A 21035-nucleotide genomic window follows, 5' to 3' on the forward strand; every position below is an offset into this window, starting at 1 on the left:
GTGTGTCATTCACCGTAGGGATCGGGGTAGCCCAGTTCAGCGAGCAATTGGCGTTCCAGTTCTTCCATCTCCTCGGCTTCGTCATCCTCCAGATGATCGTAGCCGAGCAGGTGCAGGCAGCCATGGATGACCAGATGCGCCCAGTGCGCCTTGGCGGGCTTGCCTTGCTCGGCGGCTTCGCGCGCCACCACGGGGGCGCAGATCACCAGATCGCCGAGCAGGGGGATATCGAGGAATTCGTCCGGCACGTCGGCCGGAAAGGACAGCACGTTGGTGGCGTAGTCCTTGTGCCGCCAGGTGCGGTTGAGCTCGCGGCCTTCGTCTTCGTCCACCAGGCGGATGGTGAGTTCCGAATCGCCCTGGCGGGCGCGCAGGGCCAGTTCACACCAGCGACGTAAGTCCGGCTCCTCGGGGAGGTCGGCCGCCTCGCTGGCGACCTGGACGTCCAGCTCAATCGCCATGGCGATCCTCTCCGTGAGCGCGCGGCTTGTCCTGCAGCGCCTCGAAGCGGTCGTAGGCCTCGACGATGCGCTGCACCAGCGGGTGGCGCACCACGTCCTTGGACTCGAAGTGGGTGAAGCCGATGCCGGGCACGTCGCGCAGGACCTCGATGACGTGCTTGAGACCCGACTTGGTGCCGCGCGGCAGGTCGACCTGGGTGACGTCACCGGTGATCACCGCGGTGGAACCGAAACCGATCCGGGTCAGGAACATCTTCATCTGCTCGAGGGTGGTGTTCTGACTTTCGTCGAGAATGATGAAGCTATTGTTGAGGGTGCGGCCACGCATGTAGGCCAGCGGCGCGACCTCGATGACCTGGCGCTCGATGAGCTTGGCCACCTGCTCGAAGCCGAGCATCTCGTAGAGGGCGTCGTACAGCGGGCGCAGATAGGGGTCGATCTTCTGCGCCAGGTCGCCGGGCAGGAAGCCGAGCTTCTCGCCGGCTTCCACCGCCGGGCGCACCAGCAGGATGCGGCGGATCTGCTCGCGCTCCAGGGCGTCCACGGCGCAGGCCACGGCCAGATAGGTCTTGCCGGTACCGGCCGGGCCTATGCCGAAGTTGATGTCGTGATCGAGGATCGACTTGACGTAGCGCTGCTGGTTGGCGCCGCGCGGGCGGATCATGCCCTTCTTGGTGCGCAGGGCCACGCTGGTGTCGCCGCCGCCGCGGTGCTCTTGCTGCAGGGCTTCCAGACCGGATTCCTGCAGATAGAGGTGCACCAGTTCCGGGGCCACCGCGGTGCCGCTGGCGGTCTCGCGGTAGAGGCGCTGCAGGAGGTTCTGGGCCGCGCGGGTGCGCTCGGGATCGCCGACCAGTTCGAACTGGTTGCCGCGATTGCGGATCTCGATGCCGAGACGGCCTTCGATCTGGCGCAGATTTTCATCGAGCTGGCCGCACAGGTTGGCGAAACGGTCGGCATCGAAGGGTTCGAGGGTGAAATGCTGGAGCGTCTGGGGGGTATTCAAGGTGTGCTGGGAAACCCTTTGGATTGGCTTTACGAAAACTTGACGTAGCTTGAGAGTAACCTGCGTCGCGCCCTTGGCAAAGGGCGCGTGCGACCATCCATCAGGCCAGCGCGACGGCGACGGGCGGGCGCGCACCGCTGGCGACGGGGGCCAGCAGGGTGCCGCGCAGGGAGTGCGGCAGGGCCTCGTCGATGTGCACCTGGACGAACTGGCCGATCAGGCTGGCGTCGCTGCAGCGGAAGTTGACGATTCGATTGTTCTCGGTGCGGCCCTGCAGCATGCCGGGATCGCGCTTGGAGAAGTCGCTCACCAGGATGGTCTGGACGCTGCCAGCCATGCGCCGGCTGATCTCGAAGCCCTGCTGGTGGATGCGCGTCTGCAGGATCTGCAGGCGCTGCTTCTTGAGTTCGTCGGGGGTGTCGTCGACCAGGTCCGCCGCCGGGGTGCCGGGGCGGGCGCTGTAGATGAAGGAGAAGGAGAAGTCGAAACCGACGTCCTCGATCAGTTTCATGGTCTGCTCGAAGTCCTTCTCGGTCTCGCCGGGGAAGCCGACGATGAAGTCCGAGCTGATGCAGATGTCGGGCACCGCCGCCTTGAGCTTGCGGATGCGCGACTTGTACTCCAGCGCCGTGTGGTTGCGCTTCATGGCCGCCAGGATGCGATCGGAACCGGCCTGCACCGGCAGGTGGACGAATTTCACCAGTTCCGGGATCTCGGCGTGGGCCTGGATCAGGGCGTCGGAGAATTCCAGCGGGTGCGAGGTGGTGTAGCGGATGCGGTCGATGCCGTCCACCGCCGCCACCACATAGAGCAGCTCGGCGAAGTCGGCGATGCGGCCGTCGCCGGTAGCGCCGCGATAGCCGTTGACGTTCTGGCCCAGCAGGGTCACCTCGCGCACGCCGTGTTCGGCGAGGTGGATGATCTCGGCAAGGACGTCGTCCAGCGGCCGGCTGACCTCTTCACCGCGGGTATAGGGGACCACGCAGAAGGTGCAGTACTTGCTGCAGCCTTCCATGATGGAGACGAAGGCGCTGGGGCCGTCGATGCGCGGCTCGGGCAGGCGGTCGAACTTCTCGATCTCGGGGAAGGAGATGTCCACCTGGGGCGCCCGGGTGGTGCGTGCGGCGTCGATCATTTCCGGCAGGCGATGCAGGGTCTGCGGCCCGAAGACCACGTCGACATAGGGCGCGCGATCACGGATGGCGGCGCCTTCCTGGCTGGCCACGCAACCGCCGACGCCGATCACCAGGTCGGGATTCTCCAGCTTGAGTTCGCGCCAGCGACCGAGCTGGGAAAACACCTTTTCCTGCGCCTTCTCGCGGATCGAGCAGGTGTTGAGCAGGATGACGTCGGCCTCGGCCGGATTCTGGGTGACTTCCAGCGGCTCCCGTTCGCCGAGCAGGTCGACCATGCGCGACGAATCGTATTCGTTCATCTGGCAGCCATGGGTTTCGATATAGAGCTTCTTGGACATGCGCGGCAGGGAGTCGGTGGCGAGTGGACCGCGCATTATAATGATGGCCTTCCGGACGGGGAAGAGCCGCCCGGAAGGCGGTCGGTCTAGGCCTGGGCAGCGCCCTCCGGCAACCGGGCGATGACCTTGATCTCGAAGCGAAAGCCGGCCAGCCAGGTGGCGCCGACCGCGGTCACCGTGGGGTAGGGCGCCGTGCCCCAGTGCTCCAGCAGTACCGGCCAGATGCGTGCGAAGCTGGCTTCGGCATCGACCATGAACAGGGTGACGTCCACCACGTCGGCAAAGGAAGCGCCGGCCGCGGCGAGGACGGCGTCGAGATTGGCGAAGGCCAGGCGGACCTGATCTTCCAGCTCCGGCTCGGGCGAGCCATCGGCGCGGCTGCCGACCTGCCCGGACACGAAGAGAAAGCCGTTGGAACGGATGGCCGGCGAATAGCGGTGCTGTTCGTAGAGGGCGTGGCGCTGGGCGGGAAAGACGACGTCGCGGGTCATGGTGGGGCTCCGGTGGGGATGGGTGGGGCCACCTTAGGCGTCGTCCGCCAGGGGATAAACCCGGCCCGGCGGTCAGCATTGTTTGTACAATCCAAACAATCTCCTGGTGAGGAATCGGCATGGATCTGTTCGCCGCGATGCAGACCTTCGTGCGGGTGGTGGAAGCCGGCAGCTTCACCCGCGCGGCCGAGACCCTCGGCAGCAGCCGCACCCGCGTCACCCAGCAGGTGCAGCAGCTGGAAGCGCACCTGCAGGTGCGCCTGCTCAATCGCACCACCCGGCAGGTGCAGGTCACCGCCGACGGCGCCGCCTACTACGACCGCTGCCTGGGCGTGCTGGCGGCGGTGGACGATGCCGAGACGGGGCTTTCGGTGGCCACCCGCACGCCCCGTGGCCGCCTGCGGGTAGACGTGCCCAGTCCGTTGGCGCGGCTGATCCTGATCCCGGCCCTGCCGGACTTCTTCCAGCGCTATCCGGACATCCAGCTCGAACTGGGCGTCAGCGATCGCCAGGTGGATCTGATCGGCGACAACGTCGATTGCGTGATCCGCGGCGGGCGCATCCGCGAGCAGTATCTGGTGGCCCGACCGCTCGGGGCGCTGCAACTGGGGTGCTATGCCGCGCCGGCCTATCTCGCCGCCCAGGGTGTGCCGCTTCATCCCGCCGAACTGGCCGAGGCGCCGCACCGGGTGGTGCGGTTCCTCTGGGGGGCGGGCAAGGGCTTTCCCTATGCCCTGCGGCGCGGGGACGAGCGCCTGGAATTGCAGAGCCGGCACCGTCTGGAAGTGGACGACGGCAATGCCTGCCTGGCCGCGGGGCAGGCCGGGCTCGGCGTGGTCTGCCTGCCGCACTATCTGGCGGCGGAGTCTGTCGCCCGCGGCGAACTGGTCAGGCTGTTCGCGGACTGGCGGGTGGCCCCCATGCCGCTGTATCTGGCCTTCGCGCCCAACCGTCACGTCAGCGCCAAGTTGCGGGTCTTCATCGACTGGGTGACGGCCCTGGTGGCCGAGCGGGCCTGGCTGGAAACCCCGGGCGAGCCCTGACGGCAGCCGGGGGCGACATGCTATGCTCGCCGCCCCCTTTTTTCTCGGCGAACCCCGCGTCCACCATGAGCTCATCCCCCAGCAAGCCGGCCATCTACAAGGTCATCTTCGTCAACCAGGGTCAGGTCTTCGAGATCTACGCCAAGCAGATCTTCCAGAGCGATCTCTGGGGCTTCCTGGAGATCGAGGAGCTGGTGTTCGGCGAACGCACCCAGGTGGTGGTGGATCCGAGCGAGGAAAAGCTCAAGGCGCAATTCGAAGGCGTGGTGCGCAGCTTCGTGCCCATGCACTCGATCATCCGCATCGACGAGGTGGAGCGCCTGGGCCAGCCCAAGATCAGCGAAGCCAAGGGCGGCACCAATGTCATGCCGTTTCCCATGCCCATGCCCGACAAGCCCTGACCGGGCTCGCAGTCAGTTCTGCGACGGCTGGAAGGGATTGAGGTTGCCCGCGGTCTGCATGTCCTGCAGATAGTCGCGGAAGATCTGCCCCAGCACCTGGGTGGCCATCTCCAGCTCGTCCCGGCGCATCTGGGCGCTGACCAGGTCGGCGGTGTCCATGGCTTCGTCGTTGCCATTGATGGCGGCCATCTTCAGCACGATGTAGGCCTGGATGTTGTTGGGCGGTACGCCCTCGCCGCGAAAGAACATGTTGCCGAGGCGATTCTGCGCATCGGCATTGCCCTTTAGCGAGGCCTGCTCGAACCACTGACGCGCCTGGTTCAGGTCCTTGGGCGTCTGCTTGCCTTCGTAGTAGAAGTCACCGAGTTCGTACTGTGCCTGGGAATCGCCGTCGTGGGCAATCTGCTGACAACGGGCGATCGCCTGCGCCAGGGCTTCGTTGGCCAGATTCAGGTTGCAACGGCTGGTGCTGGGGACGAGCAGCGAATTGCCTCCGGCCAGGGCGACCAGGGGCATCAGGATTAGGGCTGCGCACAGGGTACGACCAGCGCGGTGCATGAAGCGCCTCCACAAGCGAGGCAGGTTCGGAGAACCCGGTCGGCGAAACGCGCCGACGTCTCATTATGGGTCAAGCCGACGCACGCTTTCAAAACCTTTACGCGCAACGGCGGAACTTTTTTACCTGTGACGCCGGCCACTCAACTAGGTGTGAGGCCGGCAGGGCAGAGAGGTTCCGCAAGCGAGACGAATGACACCTAGTCCTTGAAGGTGGCGAAGGCGCGCTCGGCGGCGTCCAGGGTGATGCGCAATTCCTCGTCGCCATGGGCGATGGAGGTGAAGCCGGCCTCGAAGGCGCTGGGTGCCAGGTAGACGCCACCGTCCAGCATCAGGTGGAAGAAGCGCTTGAATCTCTCGCTGTCGCTGGCCATGACATCGCTGAAGGTGACGATGTCTTCGGCGCCGCTGAAGTAGAGACCGAACATCCCGCCCGCCTGAGTGGTGACGAAGGGCACGCCGGCGGCATCGGCGCGATCCTGCAGGCCCTGCAGCATGCGCGTGGTGTAGTCGGTCAGCTCGGCATGGAAGCCGGGGCGGCGGATCAGCTGCAGGGTGGTGAGGCCGGCGGCCATGGCCAGCGGATTGCCCGACAGGGTACCGGCCTGGTAGACCGGGCCGAGCGGGGCGATCTTTTCCATGATCTCGCGCTTGCCGCCAAAGCAGCCCACCGGCATGCCGCCGCCGACGATCTTGCCGAAGGTGGTGAGGTCGGGGCGGATGCCGTAGTGCGCCTGGGCGCCGCCCAGGGCGACGCGGAAGCCGGTCATGACCTCATCGAAGATCAGCACCACGCCGTACTGGTCGCAGAGGCTACGCAATCCTTCCAGGAAGCCCGGCGCCGGCGGCACGCAATTCATGTTGCCGGCCACCGGCTCGACGATGATGCAGGCGATCTGGTCGCCGACCTTGGCCAGGGTTTCTTCCACCTCGCCCAGGTCGTTGTAGGCCAGGGTCAGGGTGTGCTGGGCGAAGGCCGCCGGCACGCCGGGGGAGCTGGGCACGCCCAGGGTCAGGGCGCCGGAGCCGGCCTTGACCAGCAGGCTGTCGGAGTGGCCGTGGTAGCAGCCCTCGAACTTGATGATGGTGTCGCGCCCGGTGTAACCGCGCGCCAGGCGGATGGCGCTCATGGTGGCTTCGGTGCCGGAGCTGACCATGCGCACCATTTCCATGGACGGCACGAGCTCGCAGATGAGGTCGGCCATGGTGGTTTCCAGGGCGGTCGGGGCGCCATAGGAGAGGCCGTGTTCCAGCTGGCGGCGCACCGCGTCGAGCACGTCCGGATGGCTGTGGCCGAGAATCATCGGACCCCAGGAACCGACGTAGTCGACATAGCGCTTGTCATCCTCGTCGACGATGTAGGCGCCCTGGGCGTGCTTGAAGAACAGCGGCGTGCCGCCGACGCTCTTGAAGGCGCGGACCGGCGAGTTGACGCCGCCGGGGATGTGGCGCTGGGCCTGGTCGAAGAGTTGCGCGGAGCGGGACATAGGGGTCTCCTTGAATGAGATCAGGCCGCGAACAGCTGGGCGAAGGCGCGCGCGCGGCGCTCCACCTCGCCCGCGCTGGCGGCGGAAAACAGGCTGTGGACGACGGCGAGCAGATCGACGCCGTGGTCGAGCAGAAGCGGGGCATTGTCCAGGGTGACACCGCCGATGGCGCAGACCGGCAAGGCGAAGCGGCTGCGGGCCTGGTCGAGCAAATCCAGGGGCGCCGGCGGGGCATCCGGCTTGGTACTGGAGGCGAAGAAGCGGCCAAAGGCCAGGTAGCTGACGCCGGCTTGGGCCGCGGCCTCGGCCAGTTCCAGGCTGGCGTGGCAGGTACCGCCAAGAACAGCGTCCGCCCCCAGGTCGGCGCGGGCCGCGGCCAGGGAGCCGTCTTCCTGGCCCAGGTGCAGGCCGACGCCCAGCCGGCGGGCCAGGGCGAGGTCGTCATTGATGATCAGCTGGGCACCGTGCTGGCGGCAGAGGTCGGCCAGGGCGGCGGCTTCGTCCTGGCGGCGACTGGCGTCCCCGGACTTGTCGCGGTACTGCACCAGCCGGGCCCCGCCTTGCAAGGCTGCCTCCACATAGGGCAGCAGGCGACCCTCGGCGAGCAGGGCGCTGTCGGTGATGGCATAGAGGCCGCGCAAGGGGCTCATGAACAGAAGTCCAGTGGCAGGCGGCGCGGCACGTACTGGCCGCGACCGGGGCGCTCGGCGTCCCTCAGGGTGCGCCAGGTGTAGTCCAGAGCGCTGCGCACCGCGCTGGGCAGGGCTTCGCCCAGAGCCAGGCGCCCGGCCAGGGTACTGGCCAGGGTGCAGCCGGAGCCGTGGTAGCTGCCGGGCAGGCGCTGGCAGACGTGGGTCTCGCAGCCACCGGCACGGTCATAAAGGCGGTTGTGCACCTCGTGTTCCTCGCCATGGCCGCCGGTGATCAGCAGGTGGGCGCAGAAGGGCAGCAGGCGCTCGGCGCACTGCTCCGGGGTGCCCTCGGGCAACTCGGCGAGGATGCGTGCCTCGGGCAGGTTGGGGGTGGCGATGGTGGCGCGTGGCAGCAGCCGTTCGCGGATGGCATAGCCGACCTCGTCCTTGCCCAGGGCGCCGCCGCCACCGGCGCGCAGCACCGGATCGCAGACCAGGGGTACGCCGGGCAGGGCTTCCATGATCTCCAGCACCGTCTCGACCATCTCCACCGAACCGAGCATGCCCAGCTTGACCGCCGCCACCGGCAGATCGGCGATGATCGCCCGGGCCTGGGCCAGCACCCACTCGCGATCCAGCACCCGGAAGTCGCGCACGTCGACGGTGTCCTGCACGGTCAGGGCAGTGACCGCCGGGGCGGCATGGCAACCCTGGGCGAGCAGGGCTTCGATGTCGGCCTGCAGGCCGGCGCCGCCACTCGGATCGTGGCCGGACAGGCAGAGGACGACGGGACGTTGGGGTTCGAGGGTCATGGACGTCAGCCTAGCAAAGGAAAAAGGGGCGCAGCGGTCGGGCGCCGCAGGGAGTGGCACCCTACAACGACCTCGCGCCCCGCGCCACCCGTTGACATGGGACCCGCATCGGGACGAAGGAACTCCGCTGCCGGTTGGGTAGCCGATATACTGCACCTTTGCTCGGGTAAGGCGGTTCTATGGCGTTGTGGCGGTTGTTGCGTGATTTCTTCCTGCGCCAACGGCGTGCCTACGGGACTGCCATCCTCTGCCTGCTGGGTGTCGGCCTGCTCAACCTGACCCTGCCCTGGTGGATCGGCAAGGCCATCGACGCCCTGCGCGCCGGCGAGCTGGATCAGACCGGGCTGCTCTGGCGCGTCGCCCTGATCGTGGCGGTCGGCTGTGGCCTCTATGTGCTCCGCTATCAGTGGCGGGTGCGGCTGTTCGGCACCTCCTACCAGGTCGGGGTGGAATTGCGCGACGCCTTCTTCGCCAAGCTGGCGCGGCTGGATCCCGGGTTCTTCCAGTCCAGTCGCACCGGTGATCTGCTGGCCCGCGCCACCCAGGACATCGACGCCGTGGAGACGGCCGCCGGCGAAGGGGTGCTGGCCAGTTTCGACGGCATGCTGACCCTGCTGCTGGTGCTGCTGGCCATGTTCATCGGCATCGACGCGCCCCTGGCCGCCCTGGCGCTGTTGCCCTTTCCCTTCATGGCCTGGGGCTTCTATCGCGTGGCGCGGCGGGTGCAGCAGCGCTTCGGCCTGGCGCTGGCCGGCTTTTCCGCCCTCAACGACCGTACCCAGGAAGCCTTGAGCGGTCTGCGCATGCTGCGCCAGCACGCCCTGATCGAAGCCGAGCTGGACGACTTCGACGCCCGCGCCCGCAGCGTGGCCAAGGCCGACTACCAGGTGCAGCGCACCGAGGCGCGCTACGAGCCGATCATCTTTGTCGCCCTGAGTCTCGCCACCCTGCTGACCCTGGTCATGGGCAGCTGGCGCTATCTCGACGGCCATATCACCCTCGGCCAGCTGACCAGCTTCAGCCTCTATCTGGTGCAGCTGATCTGGCCGATGTTCGCCATTGGCTGGTGCTTCAACCTCTTGCAGCGTGGTGAGGCTGGAGCGCGTAGGCTGGAAGAGGTGTTCGCCGTCACCGAGCGCATCCGCGACGAGGGCACCCAGACGCCACCGGACCAGGCCGATCTGTCGGTCTACATCCCGGCCTTCACCTATCCCCAGGCGCGCCAGCCGGCCTTGCAGGACGTGGTCATCGACCTGCCCGCTGGCGATACCCTGGGCATCGTCGGCGCCACCGGCAGCGGCAAGAGCACCCTGCTGCGCCTGCTCTTGCGCCAATTCCCGCTGGAGCAGGGCTGCATCCGCCTGGGCGGGGTGCCGCTGGAGGAGTATCGCCTGGGCGATCTGCGCGCCCAGTTCGCCTATGTGCCCCAGGATCCCTTCCTGTTCGCCCGCACCCTGGGCGAGAACGTCGCCCTCAGTCGTCCCGACGCCACCGCCGGGGAGATCCGCGAAGCCCTGGACGCCGCCGCCTTCGGCACCGACCTGGCGGCCTTGCCGCAAGGCCTGGACACCCCGGTGGGCGAGCGCGGCCTGACCCTTTCCGGTGGCCAGCGCCAGCGGGTGGCCCTGGCCCGGGCGCTGCTCTCGCCGGCGCCCATCCTGCTGCTGGACGACACCCTCTCGGCGGTGGATACCGCCACCGAAGCCCGCCTGCTGAAGACGCTGGCCGGGCTGCAGGGGCGTACCACCCTGATCGTCAGCCACCGGCTCTCCGCCGTGCAGCAGGCCGACGAGATCATAGTGCTCGACCAGGGCAGCCTGGTGGAGCGGGGCCGGCACGCCGAGCTGCTCGCCGCCGGTGGCCTCTATGCCCGACTCTGGACCCTGCAGCAGGCGGAGGAGGCCAGCCAATGACCAAGACGCGCGTGCTCTCGCTGCTGCTCAAGCCGGTACTGGCCAATCCGCGCAAGCTGGCCGGCACCCTGGCGATCCTGGTCATGGCGACCCTGTTCGATGTGCTGGGGCCCTGGCTGACCAAGCACTACCTGGACAACTACCTGGTGCCCCACGACCTGCGGCTCTGGCCGCTGGTGGGCCTGGTGGCGGCCTATGTGGTCTCCCAGGGCCTGGCCGCCTACGGTCGCTACCTGCAATCGCTCAGATTCGCCGAGATCGCCATGGACGTGGTGCTCCTGCAGCGGCGCCGGCTGTTCCGCCACGTGCTGAGCCTGCCGCAGAGCTTCCATGACCGCACCGCCACCGGCGAACTGGTGGCGCGGGTCACCAACGACACCGACGCCCTGCGTGAACTCTATGTGGCCTTTCTCGGCAACATGGTCGGCAACATCGTGCTGCTGATCGGCATCCTGGTAGCCATGGCCCTGCTCGACGTACGGCTGATGGCCATCGCCGTGCTGCTGATCCCGGCGGCCATGCTGATCGTCTGGGCCTATCAGCGATACAGCGGGGCGGCGGCCATGGAGGTCAGGATGCTGCGCGCCGAGCAGAGCGCCCGCCTGGGCGAGGCCATCGGCGGCATGGGCCTGTTGCAGGCCTTCAACCAGACCGAGCGCTTCCGCCAGGATTTCCAGCGGCTCAACCAGGCGCAGTACGGCGCCCGCATGCGCACCATTCGCGTCTCCGGGCTCCTGCTGCGTTCGGCACTGGATCTGGTCAGCGTGGCGGTGCTGGCGGTGCTGCTGCTGGTCTACGGGATGGGCCATCTGCAGGGCGGCGCCGAGATTGGCGTGCTCTATGCCTTCGTCACCTACCTGGGGCGGGTGACCGAGCCGCTGATGGACATCACCCAGAGATTCAACCTGTTCCAGCAGGCCACGGTGGCCGGCACCCGGTTGCTGCACCTGCTGGAAGAGAAGCCGGCGCTGAGCGGCGAAGATGACCGGCCCATCGCGACCGCGCACTTCCACCTCGACGCCGTGCGCTTCCGCCATGCCGGCGCCGGGCACGACACCCTGCACGGCATCGATCTGGACATCCCTCCGGGCACCTTTCTCGGTATCGTCGGGCCCACCGGCAGCGGCAAGTCGACCCTGCTCGACCTGCTCGCCGGGCTGCAGCCGGTCACCGGCGGCCACCTCTGCCTGGACGGCCGCGAGCTGGGCAGCCTGACCCCGGAGGTGCTGGGCGCGGCCCTGGCCAGCGTGCCCCAGGAACCCTTCATCCGCTCCAGCAGCCTGAGGGACAACCTCTTGCTCGGCAGCCAGGTGCCGGACGCGCGACTGCGCGAAGCCCTGGCCGCCGCCCACCTGGACGACCTGGTGGCGCGTCTGCCGGAGGGCCTGGATACCCTGCTGGGCGAGCGCGGCTTCACCCTGTCCACTGGCGAGCGGCAGCTGCTGGCGCTGGCGCGGGCGCTTTTGCGCGAACCCAAGGTGCTCTTGCTCGACGAGGCCACCGCCAGCATCGACAGCGCCACCGAGGCACGGCTGCAGGGGGCGCTGGACGAGTTGCGCGGCCAGGTCACCCTGATCGTGGTGGCGCACCGGCTCTCCACCATCCGCCATGCCGATCGCATCCTGGTGCTGCGCGATGGGCGCAAGGTGGAGGAGGGCAGTCACGAGGCCTTGCTGCAGCGGCCTGACGGCCACTATCGGCGCCTGTGGGAGCAGCACGCCCAGGGGGAAAAGACGCTTTAGCGGGGGAAGCCGTTGTCATGCAGGGGTGTTAGGGTGTCAGCTATAGCAGTGCCCCAACAAGGAAACTTGCATGACCTCCGTACCCGAGGATTTCACCGTCGTTGCCACCGCCAGCGAGGCGGTGGACCGTCTCGCGGCGCTGCATCAGGAGGCCACCCAGGCCCTGGATGCCGCCCTCAAGCGCTATCTCAAGGATCGCGTCGAGCCCAGCGCGGCCGAGCGCGAGTTGTTCCGCTATCCCGAGATCCGCATCCGCTATCGCGCCCCCGGCGTGCCGCCGGCCACCACCCGCGCCTACGCCAAGATCCAGCTGCCCGGCACCTATGTGGCCACCGTGACCCATCCGGCGGCCTTTCGCGGCTATCTGCTGGAACAGCTCGAACCGCTGATGCGCGACTATGACGTCCAGGTCGAGATCGGTCGCAGTCGCCAGGACATCCCCTATCCCTATGTGGTGGAGCAGGGCGACGAACTGGCCGGCAGTGGCGTGACCGCCGCCGAGCTGGCGCGGGTCTTTCCCAGCACCGATCTCTCCGCCGCCCACGACGACATCGCCGACGGCCACTACGACTGGGAGCGCATCGATCCGCTGCCATTGGCGCTGTTCGACGCCGCCCGTACCGACTTCTCGCTGCGTCGCATCGTCCACTACACCGGCAGCGACTGGCGCCACGTGCAGCCCTGGATCCTGCTGACCAACTACCATCGCTACGTCGACCAGTTCATCCAGCACGGCCTCGAACAGCTGCGCAGCGATCCGCGCTTCGAGCGCCTGGTGCTGCCGGGCAACGTCATCATCGAACGCGACATGGACCCGACCGAGGCCCAGGCGGTCATCGCCGCCATCGCCTGGCATCGCTTCCAGATGCCGGCCTACCACCTGATCGCCAGCGACGGCCATGGCGTCACCCTGGTCAATATCGGCGTCGGCCCGTCCAACGCCAAGAACATCACCGACCACCTGGCGGTGCTGCGTCCGCACTGCTGGCTGATGATCGGCCACTGTGGCGGCCTGCGGCAGTCGCAGACCATCGGCGACTATGTGCTGGCCCACGCCTACATGAGACGCGACGGCATCCTCGACCGCGTGGTGCCGCCGCACATCCCCATCCCGGCGCTGGCCGAGGTGCAGGTGGCGCTGCAGGAAGCCGCCGCCAGCGTCACCGGCGAACGCGGCGAGGCGCTCAAGCGCCGCCTGCGCACCGGCACCGTGCTGACCTACGACGACCGCAACTGGGAGCTGCGCTGGGCCCAGGAACGCCCGCTGATCAACCTGGCGCGCGCCGTGGCGGTGGACATGGAGAGCGGCACCATCGCCGCCCAGGGCTATCGCCTGCGGGTGCCCTACGGCACCCTGCTGTGCGTCTCCGACAAGCCCCTGCACAGCGAGATCAAGCTGCCGGGCTCGGCCAACGCCTTCTATGCCCGCGCGGTGAGCCAGCACCTGGCGATCGGCATCGCTGCCCTGGACCAGCTGCGCACTCAGCTCGACTCCCTGCACTCGCGTAAGCTGCGCAGCTTCGACGAGCCGCCGTTCCGGTAAGGGTTGGGGTTGGGCCTGTTGGGCTTCGCTGCGCTCAACCCAACCTACGAAGGCGATAAGACCCAGCTCGATTGGTCCAGAGTCGCGCGGATGGCCCCCTCTCCCTCTGGGAGAGGGCTGGGGTGAGGGCACGCCTCGGCACCGAAAGTCTCGGTGGAAAAGGCTGCGCCGTTTTCCACGCTACGGTGGCAAGGGACTGATCGCGATCATGGCGGTCCGCCAATGCGGCCGATGCTACGGTTGCTTTCGTGCCTGTAGGAGCGGCCCATGGCCGCGATCGCCCAGCGCCACCGTCAAAGCCCGACGATGGCGCTGTCCGGCCTCTTGATTCCCCGCGTGGAAACCTCCTGTCATCGCCCCCCAGGAACATCTCGGCGCCCGCTCCGGTCGGTTGCAGGAGAGGGGGGAGTCCGTGCGCGTCACCGTTCGGTAAAGATCATGGATTTAACATTGATCTCTGAGGCGTCTGGCCCTAAAGTTCGCGCCCGAACGTCCATGCTGGAAACGATCCATCCGGCTCAAGTACCGACGACGAGACAGCGAGGTCAACGCCAGTACGCGTTGACCTTTTTGCTTTCGGCGATGTGCCTTGGGAAGTAGGCGAACCAAAGTGGGGAAACGGATTAGGCGTTCAGAACACCCCCTCCTTCAATTTGTTCTGCCCATCGGGAGTCCGACGCATGTCCATCAAGGTCGAAGATTACTATTCTCGCGAAACCTTCCAGAAGATGAAGGCCTTCGCCGACCAGCATGAAACCCCCTTCGTCGTCATCGACACCGCCACCATCGGCCGGGCCTATGACGATCTCGTTGGCAACTTCCCGTTCGCCAAGATCTACTACGCGGTCAAGGCCAACCCGGCCATCGAGATCACCGAGTTGCTGCGCGACAAGGGCTCGAACTTCGACATCGCCTCCATCTACGAGCTGGACAAGGTGTTGTCCACCGGTGTCGAGCCGGAGCGTATCAGCTACGGCAACACCATCAAGAAGTCCAAGGACATCCGCTACTTCTACGAGAAGGGCGTGCGCATGTTCGCCACCGACTCCGAGGCCGACCTGCGCAACATCGCCAAGGCCGCCCCGGGCTCGCGCATCTATGTGCGGATCCTCACCGAAGGCTCCAACTCCGCCGACTGGCCGCTGTCGCGCAAGTTCGGCTGCCAGCCCGACATGGCCCTGGATCTGCTGATCCTGGCCCGCCAGCTGGGCCTGGAGCCCTATGGCATCTCCTTCCATGTTGGCAGCCAGCAGCGCGACATCGACGTCTGGGACGCCGCCATCGCCAAGGTCAAGGTGATCTTCGAGCGCCTCAAGGAAGAAGACGGCATCACCCTGAAAATGATCAACATGGGCGGTGGCTTCCCGGCCAACTACATCCAGCGCACCAACAGCCTGGAGACCTATGCCGAGGAGATCATCCGCTTCCTCAAGGAAGACTTCGGCGACGAGCTGCCGGAAATCATCCTCGAGCCGGGCCGCTCGCTGATCTCCAACGCCGGCATCCTGGTCAGCGAAGTGGTGCTGGTGGCGCGCAAGTCGCGTACCGCCGTGGAGCGCTGGGTCTACACCGACGTGGGCAAGTTCTCCGGCCTGATCGAAACCATGGACGAATCCATCAAGTTCCCGATCTGGACCGAGAAGAAGGGCGAGATGGAAGAAGTCGTCATCGCCGGGCCGACCTGCGACAGCGCCGACATCATGTACGAGCACTACAAGTACGGTCTGCCGCTGAACCTGGCCAGCGGTGACCGCCTGTACTGGCTGTCCACCGGTGCCTACACCACCAGCTACAGCGCAGTGGAATTCAACGGCTTCCCGCCGCTGAAGGCCTTCTACCTCTAAGGTCTTCCCGCGGTAGTCGAGCCCGCGTCCCATCAGGGACGCGGGCTTTTTCATGCCTGTGGAAAAGCCCTGTGTCAGGCGGTTTTCCGGATTGTTAAGAATAATTTACATTCGCTATGGATTTGATAATCGTTTGCAAATAGAATCGCGCCGCATTCACATAAGGAGGCGGCCCGCCATCATGTCCAAGGAAATGTCCTCGCTGTCCCAGCGCCGTTTGCTGGTTTCTACCTTCAGTGTCGCCGTCGCTTCGCTTTCCCTCGGGGCTCAGGCCCAGGATGCCAAGGAGCCGGTGACCCGATTGGAAAGTCTGACCATCGAAGGTCAGGCGCAGCAGGAAGGCTTCAAGGCCGAGCAGTCCGCCTCGCGCAAGTACACCGCGCCCCTGCTGGATACCCCCCAGACCGTCACCGTGGTGCCGGCCCAGGTCATCCAGGACCAGCAGGCCCTGAGTCTGAGATCGGTGCTGTCCAACGTGTCCGGCATCACCTTCAACGCCGGCGAGGGCGGTGGTGGCTCCGGCGACAGCATCAATATCCGCGGCTTCAGCGCCAACTCGAACATCCAGATCGATGGCCTGCGCGACAGCACCCAGACCAACCGCACCGACACCTTCAACCTGGAGTCGGTCGAGGTCATCAAGGGCCCCAACTCGGTGTTCGGCGGCGCCGGCACCACCGGTGGCTCTATCAACCTGATCAGCAAGAAGCCCCAGGAGCGCCAGTTCACCCGCATCGGCGCGGGCCTGGGCACCGACAGCTATCGCCGCCTGACCCTGGACACCAACCAGCCGTTGCAGGGCGTGGGTACCGACAGCGCCTTCCGCCTGAATCTGATGGCTCACGAGAACGACGTGCCCGGCCGCGACCAGATCGATCGCGAGCGCTGGGGCATCGCGCCGTCGCTGGCCCTGGGCCTGTCGGACGATACCCGCCTGACTCTGAGCTACTTCCACCAGACCGACAACAACCAGCCCGACTACGGGGTGCCGGCGCTCAACGGCAAGCGCCTGGGCGGGGTGGATCGCGATGCCTATTTCGGCTTCAAGAACATCGACAAGGAAGACATCAACAACAATGTCTTCACCGTGGAGCTGGAGCACCGCTTCAACGACAACCTGAGTCTGCAGAACCTGACCCGCTACAGCCGCATCGAGCGCGACGTGGTGATCTCGGCGTCCCACGTCAACCTGGGTGGCGTGGCCGCGGGTCGCTATCGCCCGGCCGGTCCCCAGGGCTATGGCCGCGACGTGACCTCGGAGATGTGGATCAACCAGACCAACCTGACCGGCAATGTCGATACCTTCGGCCTGGGTCATTCCTTCGTGCTGGGCGCCGAGTTCTCCCGCGAGGACTACGACCGCGACACCTACAGCTATGGCCTGACCTTCCCGGCCGCCGGCTATTCCCTGGCCGCGCCGCCGGAGCGCTACGACGGCGCGACCGACAAGCAGACCTCGGCCATCGCCAACAACGTGCTGACCGACAAGGCGCTCTATGCCTTCGACACCATTGCCCTCAACGACTACTGGGATCTGAACCTGGGCCTGCGCTACGACTGGTTCGACGGCGACAGCGACACCACCCCGGTCGCCAACGGCGTGCGCGGCGCCAAGACCAAGCTGAGTTCCGATGACGCCAAGTTGAGCGGGCGCGCCGGCCTGGTGTTCAAGCCGGCTCCGAACGGCCGGGTCTACGTGGCCTATGGCACCTCCTTCAATCCCTCGGCGGAAAGCCTGACCTCCACCGGTGCCGGGCTGAGCGCGGCCAACCAGGATCTGGGTCCGGAAAAGAACAAGACCTGGGAGCTGGGCACCAAGTGGGAATTCCTCGACAAGCGCCTGGAGCTGGACGGCGCGCTGTTCCGCGTCGAGAAGAGCAATGCCCGGGAAACCCTGGCCGACGGCAGCACCGCCCTGGCCGGCAAGCAGCGCGTGCAGGGCATCGAGCTGGGCGCCACCGGACGGATCACCCCGCAGTGGAACGTCTACGCCAACTTCACCTTCCTCGACAGCGAGACGCTCAAGGCCGCCGACACCCTGGACGGTCGCAATCGCGAAGGCCAGGCGCTGGCCAACACCCCGCCGCGCTCGCTCAATCTCTGGACCACCTACGAACTGCCGGCCGGCTGGCGGGTGGGCTATGGCGCCCGCTACGTCAGCGAGCGCAACGTCACCTCCAGCAACGACGGCGCCAAGCTCGACGACTACTGGCTGCACAACGCCATGGTCGGCTATCGCGTCAATCGCAACGTCGACCTGCAACTCAACGTCAACAACGTCTTCGACAAGGACTATGTGGAGCGGGTGCGCTCGCAACTGGGGGTGAGCACCCGGTCGTCGGCCATCGAATACGGCGATGCCCGTTCCGCCATCCTGACCGCGACCTACAGCTTCTGAGGTCGCCTGCAGCAACCGAAGCCCTGCCTGCGCAGGGCTTTCGGCGTTAGAGGGGAATCACCATGATGATCAGCGTTCCGGGCGTGCTGACGCCCGAGCAGGTAAGGGAATGCCGGGAGCGGCTGGAGGCGGCCGCCTGGGCCGATGGCCGGCACACGGCCGGTTTCCAGTCGGCCATGGCCAAGGACAATCTGCAGCTGCCGGCGGACGAGCCGGCGGCGCGCGCGGTGGGCGAGCTGATCCAGCAGGCGCTGGCACGGCATCCGCTGTTCGTCGCCGCGGCGCTGCCGGCACGGGTGTTTCCGCCGCTGTTCAATCGCTACCAGGGCGGCCAGTCCTTTGGCCTGCACGTGGACAATGCCCTGCGGCCGCTACCGGATGGCAGCGGCTACCTGCGCACCGATCTGTCGGCCACGCTGTTCTTTTGCGAGCCGGACGAATACGACGGCGGCGAGCTGGTGGTGGAAGACACCTATGGCGCCCACAGCGTCAAGCTGGCGGCGGGCGATCTGATCCTCTATCCGGCCAGCAGCCTGCACCGGGTGCTGCCGGTCACCCGCGGTACCCGGCTGTGTTCCTTCTTCTGGATCCAGAGCCTGGTGCGCGACGCCGGCCAGCGCGGCCAGCTGTTCGAACTGGACCAGGGTATCCAGCGGGCGGCGGCCGAGCTGGGGCAGGGCCACGAGGCCTGCCTGCAGCTGACCGGTGTCTATCACAACCTCCTGCGGCTGTGGGCCCAGCCCTGATCCGCGGGAGCCTGTTCCAGCTGCACAGCCTGCTCGGGCTGGCGGCGGGCCTGGTGCTGGTGGTGCTGGGGGTGACGGGGGCGCTCTATAGCTTTCAGCTGGAGTTGCTGGAACTGCTCAATCCGCCGCCCACCGCCGCGACGCCGGACCAGCGCCCGCTGACACTGCCGGAAGTGCGGCAGCGTCTGCTCGCTCCGGGTCAGGAATTAGGCTTCGTCTCCAGCATGGCGGGGGAGGGCTACGGCCTGCTCGGCCTGGCGCCGGCGAGCGGCCAGGGCCGTGGCGAGGTGCTGCTGTTCGATCGCTACACCGGCGAGGTGCTGAAGGCGCCGCGCGGCCAGGGATTCTTTCGCCTGGTCCTGGACCTGCACCGCTCCCTGGCCCTGGGACCGGTAGGCAAGGCCCTGACCGGGGCCGCCACCCTGATCCTGCTGGTGCTCTGCCTGTCCGGCCTCTATCTGCGCTGGCCGCGCCAGGCAGGGCGCTGGCGCACCTGGCTGACCCTCGACTGGGCGCGCCGGGGGCGCAGTTTCCATTGGGACCTGCACGCCGTGGCGGGCACCTGGTGCCTGCTGGTCTATCTGCTGGCGGCGCTGACCGGTCTGTACTGGTCCTATGACTGGTATCGCCAGGCCAGCGAGCGATTGCTGGGGGCGGCGCCGGAGCCCCGGATCAGCGGCGTGGTGGCGCGCCAGGACGTGGACCTGGATGCGCTCTGGCAGAGCTTCCGGCAGGAAACCGGCGGACAGGTCGAGGGCTATGGCCTGCTGCTGCCCAATCCGGCGCGCAAGGTCAGTCAGCCGACCCTCTGGTACCTGCCCGACGAGGCCGAGCATGTCCGTGCCCTCAATCGCATCGTCTTCGATGGCGCGGGACGGGTGCTCGATCACCGCCGTTATAGCGAACAGCCGCTCGGCGCTCGGCTGCTGCTCAGTGTCTATGCGCTGCATTCGGGCGAGTATTTCGGTCTGGCCGGACGGGTGGCCCTGGCGCTCGCCAGCCTGGCCATGCCGCTGTTCATGGTGACCGGCCTCTGGCTCTATCTGGACCGCCGCCGCAAGCGTCGCCAGGCGCACCAGGCCCGGCGCGGCCTGCTGCCGGCCACGCCGGGCGCCGCCGACTGGCTGATCGGCTATGCCAGCCAGAGCGGCCAGGGCGAGGCGCTGGCCTGGCAGGCCGCCGGCCAGTTGCAGGCGGCGGGCCTGAGCGCCGAGGTGATCGCGCTCGGACGACTCTCGGTCGAGCGCCTGCAGCAGGCCACCCAGGCGCTGTTCGTCGTCGCCACCCACGGCGATGGCGAGGCACCGGACGCCGCCCGTGGCTTCGAACGACGGATGCTGACCCAGACCGCGCTGCCGAATCTGAACTTCGGGGTGCTGGCCCTGGGCGACCGCCGCTACCCGGCCTATTGCGCCTTCGCCCGGCGGCTGGATGCCTGGCTCGCCGGGCAGGGCGCGCGGCCGCTGTTCGCCCCGGTGGAGGTGGACAATGGCGACGCTCGGGCGCTCGCGCTCTGGCAGGGTCGGCTCAAGGCCCTGGGCGCCGTGGCCATCGAGCCAGCGGTCGAGCGGCCACTGCGGGCCTGGCCGCTGGTAGCGTTGCAGCCGCTCAATGCCGGCAGCCCCGGTGGAGCCGTCTTCGAGCTGCAGCTGCTGCCACCGCCCGGGAGCAGTTGGGCGCCGGGCGATATCCTCGAGATTGCACCGCGCCAGGGCGCCGAGCGCATGGCGGCCTGGTTGTCGCCCCTGGGGCTGGCCGCGGACAGCGTGGTGGTGGGCGACGGCATCAGCCAGACCCTCGCCGCGGCCCTGGAAACCCGCCTGTTGCCGAAAGACCAGGCCGCGCTGGCGGGCCTGGGCGCCCAGGCGCTGCTCGACGCTCTGGTGCCACTCGCCGTGCGCCAGTACTCCATCGCCTCGCTGCCCGACGAAGGTGCGCTGCGATTGCTGGTGCGCCAGCAGCGCAAGGCGGACGGTCGCCTGGGCATCGCCTCCGGCTGGCTGACCTCAGGGCTGAGGCCGGGCGATGCGGTGCAGGCGCGGCTCCGCGCCCATCCGGGCTTCAGACCGCCGCTGGACCCGCGCCCGCTGATCCTGATCGCTGCCGGTACTGGTCTGGCCGGGGTGCGCCCGCTGTTGGCTGCCCGTATCGCCGCCGGGTACCGGCGCAACTGGCTGCTGTTCGGCGAACGCACGGCGGCCCACGACGATTTCTATGGGGCGGAGCTGGATGCCTGGCAGGCGCGGGGTGAACTGGAACGGCTGGACCGGGTGTTCTCGCGGGACGGCGACGGCTATGTGCAGGACCGCCTGCGAGCGCAACGGCAGTTACTGCTGGACTGGCTGGCGGCGGATGCCGTGATCATGGTCTGCGGCAGCCTGCCGGGCCTGGGGCGCAGTGTCCAGGCGACCCTGGCGGCGCTGCTCGGCGAGGCCGAGGTCCAGCGGCTGATCGACGAAGAACGCTACCGTCGCGATCTCTACTAGG

17 protein-coding genes are annotated in these 21035 nt (G+C 67.4%); 9 read left to right on the top strand and 8 right to left on the bottom strand.

Annotation, left to right across the window (positions count from 1 at the left end):
- Positions 1–5: 5 nt before the first annotated feature.
- The 4 genes from ybeY to OXS31_RS20075 form a co-directional block, all read right to left on the bottom strand.
- Positions 6–461, bottom strand: a complete 456-nt coding sequence (gene ybeY / locus OXS31_RS20060) for an rRNA maturation RNase YbeY (protein WP_027602488.1) — start codon at positions 459–461, stop codon at positions 6–8.
- Positions 451–1467, bottom strand: a complete 1017-nt coding sequence (locus OXS31_RS20065) for a PhoH family protein (RefSeq protein WP_027597188.1) — start codon at positions 1465–1467, stop codon at positions 451–453. Before OXS31_RS20065 ends, ybeY begins: the two co-directional genes overlap by 11 nt.
- 100 nt (positions 1468–1567) lie before the next feature.
- Positions 1568–2941, bottom strand: coding sequence for a tRNA (N6-isopentenyl adenosine(37)-C2)-methylthiotransferase MiaB (gene miaB, locus OXS31_RS20070; RefSeq protein WP_144955955.1), 1374 nt, complete (start codon positions 2939–2941; stop codon positions 1568–1570).
- Positions 2942–3027: 86 nt separating this feature from the next.
- Positions 3028–3432, bottom strand: coding sequence for a RidA family protein (locus tag OXS31_RS20075; protein WP_267401498.1), 405 nt, complete (start codon positions 3430–3432; stop codon positions 3028–3030).
- 119 nt (positions 3433–3551) lie between these two features.
- On the opposite strand from OXS31_RS20075, the gene OXS31_RS20080 reads away from it, so the two are divergent.
- Positions 3552–4475: a LysR family transcriptional regulator gene (locus tag OXS31_RS20080; RefSeq protein WP_267401499.1), complete on the top strand. Its 924-nt coding sequence runs from the start codon at positions 3552–3554 to the stop codon at positions 4473–4475.
- Between the two features lie 65 nt (positions 4476–4540).
- Positions 4541–4876, top strand: coding sequence for a DUF1820 family protein (locus OXS31_RS20085; protein WP_007159644.1), 336 nt, complete (start codon positions 4541–4543; stop codon positions 4874–4876).
- 12 nt (positions 4877–4888) lie between these two features.
- Here OXS31_RS20085 and OXS31_RS20090 read toward each other — a convergent pair whose 3' ends face one another.
- From OXS31_RS20090 to OXS31_RS20105, 4 genes are all read right to left on the bottom strand, one after another.
- Positions 4889–5434, bottom strand: coding sequence for a tetratricopeptide repeat protein (locus OXS31_RS20090; RefSeq protein WP_267401500.1), 546 nt, complete (start codon positions 5432–5434; stop codon positions 4889–4891).
- Between the two features lie 197 nt (positions 5435–5631).
- Entirely contained in the window at positions 5632–6918 is a 1287-nt protein-coding gene (gene hemL / locus OXS31_RS20095) for a glutamate-1-semialdehyde 2,1-aminomutase (protein ID WP_027597184.1), read from the bottom strand.
- Between the two features lie 20 nt (positions 6919–6938).
- Entirely contained in the window at positions 6939–7568 is a 630-nt protein-coding gene (gene thiE / locus OXS31_RS20100) for a thiamine phosphate synthase (protein WP_115945859.1), read from the bottom strand.
- Positions 7565–8362, bottom strand: coding sequence for a hydroxymethylpyrimidine/phosphomethylpyrimidine kinase (locus OXS31_RS20105; protein WP_042136259.1), 798 nt, complete (start codon positions 8360–8362; stop codon positions 7565–7567). The genes thiE and OXS31_RS20105 overlap by 4 nt, the downstream gene beginning before the upstream one ends.
- Before the next feature lie 179 nt (positions 8363–8541).
- Between OXS31_RS20105 and OXS31_RS20110 the strand changes: the two genes are divergently transcribed.
- The 7 genes from OXS31_RS20110 to OXS31_RS20140 all read left to right on the top strand — a co-directional run bounded on the left by OXS31_RS20110 (position 8542) and on the right by OXS31_RS20140 (position 21034).
- Positions 8542–10275: an ABC transporter transmembrane domain-containing protein gene (locus OXS31_RS20110; RefSeq protein WP_027597182.1), complete on the top strand. Its 1734-nt coding sequence runs from the start codon at positions 8542–8544 to the stop codon at positions 10273–10275.
- On the top strand, positions 10272–12017 hold the full coding sequence (locus OXS31_RS20115; protein WP_074583848.1) for an ABC transporter transmembrane domain-containing protein: 1746 nt from the start codon (positions 10272–10274) through the stop codon (positions 12015–12017). Before OXS31_RS20110 ends, OXS31_RS20115 begins: the two co-directional genes overlap by 4 nt.
- A 70-nt stretch (positions 12018–12087) precedes the next feature.
- Positions 12088–13560: an AMP nucleosidase gene (gene amn, locus OXS31_RS20120; RefSeq protein WP_042136257.1), complete on the top strand. Its 1473-nt coding sequence runs from the start codon at positions 12088–12090 to the stop codon at positions 13558–13560.
- A 680-nt stretch (positions 13561–14240) separates the two neighbouring features.
- Positions 14241–15404 carry a type III PLP-dependent enzyme gene (locus tag OXS31_RS20125; protein WP_027597179.1) on the top strand — a complete coding sequence of 388 codons (1164 nt, stop codon included), beginning with the start codon at positions 14241–14243 and terminating at the stop codon, positions 15402–15404.
- Between the two features lie 181 nt (positions 15405–15585).
- Positions 15586–17802 carry a TonB-dependent siderophore receptor gene (locus OXS31_RS20130; protein ID WP_027597178.1) on the top strand — a complete coding sequence of 739 codons (2217 nt, stop codon included), beginning with the start codon at positions 15586–15588 and terminating at the stop codon, positions 17800–17802.
- 62 nt (positions 17803–17864) lie between these two features.
- On the top strand, positions 17865–18548 hold the full coding sequence (locus OXS31_RS20135; RefSeq protein ID WP_027597177.1) for a Fe2+-dependent dioxygenase: 684 nt from the start codon (positions 17865–17867) through the stop codon (positions 18546–18548).
- Positions 18548–21034 (top strand): sulfite reductase flavoprotein subunit alpha, encoded by a 2487-nt coding sequence (locus tag OXS31_RS20140; protein WP_267401506.1) that lies wholly within the window; start codon positions 18548–18550, stop codon positions 21032–21034. Before OXS31_RS20135 ends, OXS31_RS20140 begins: the two co-directional genes overlap by 1 nt.
- Position 21035 lies beyond the last annotated feature (1 nt).

The sequence above is a fragment of the Pseudomonas sp. GM_Psu_1 genome (assembly GCF_026544185.1).
Taxonomy (GTDB): Bacteria; Pseudomonadota; Gammaproteobacteria; order Pseudomonadales; family Pseudomonadaceae; genus Chryseomonas; species Chryseomonas oryzihabitans.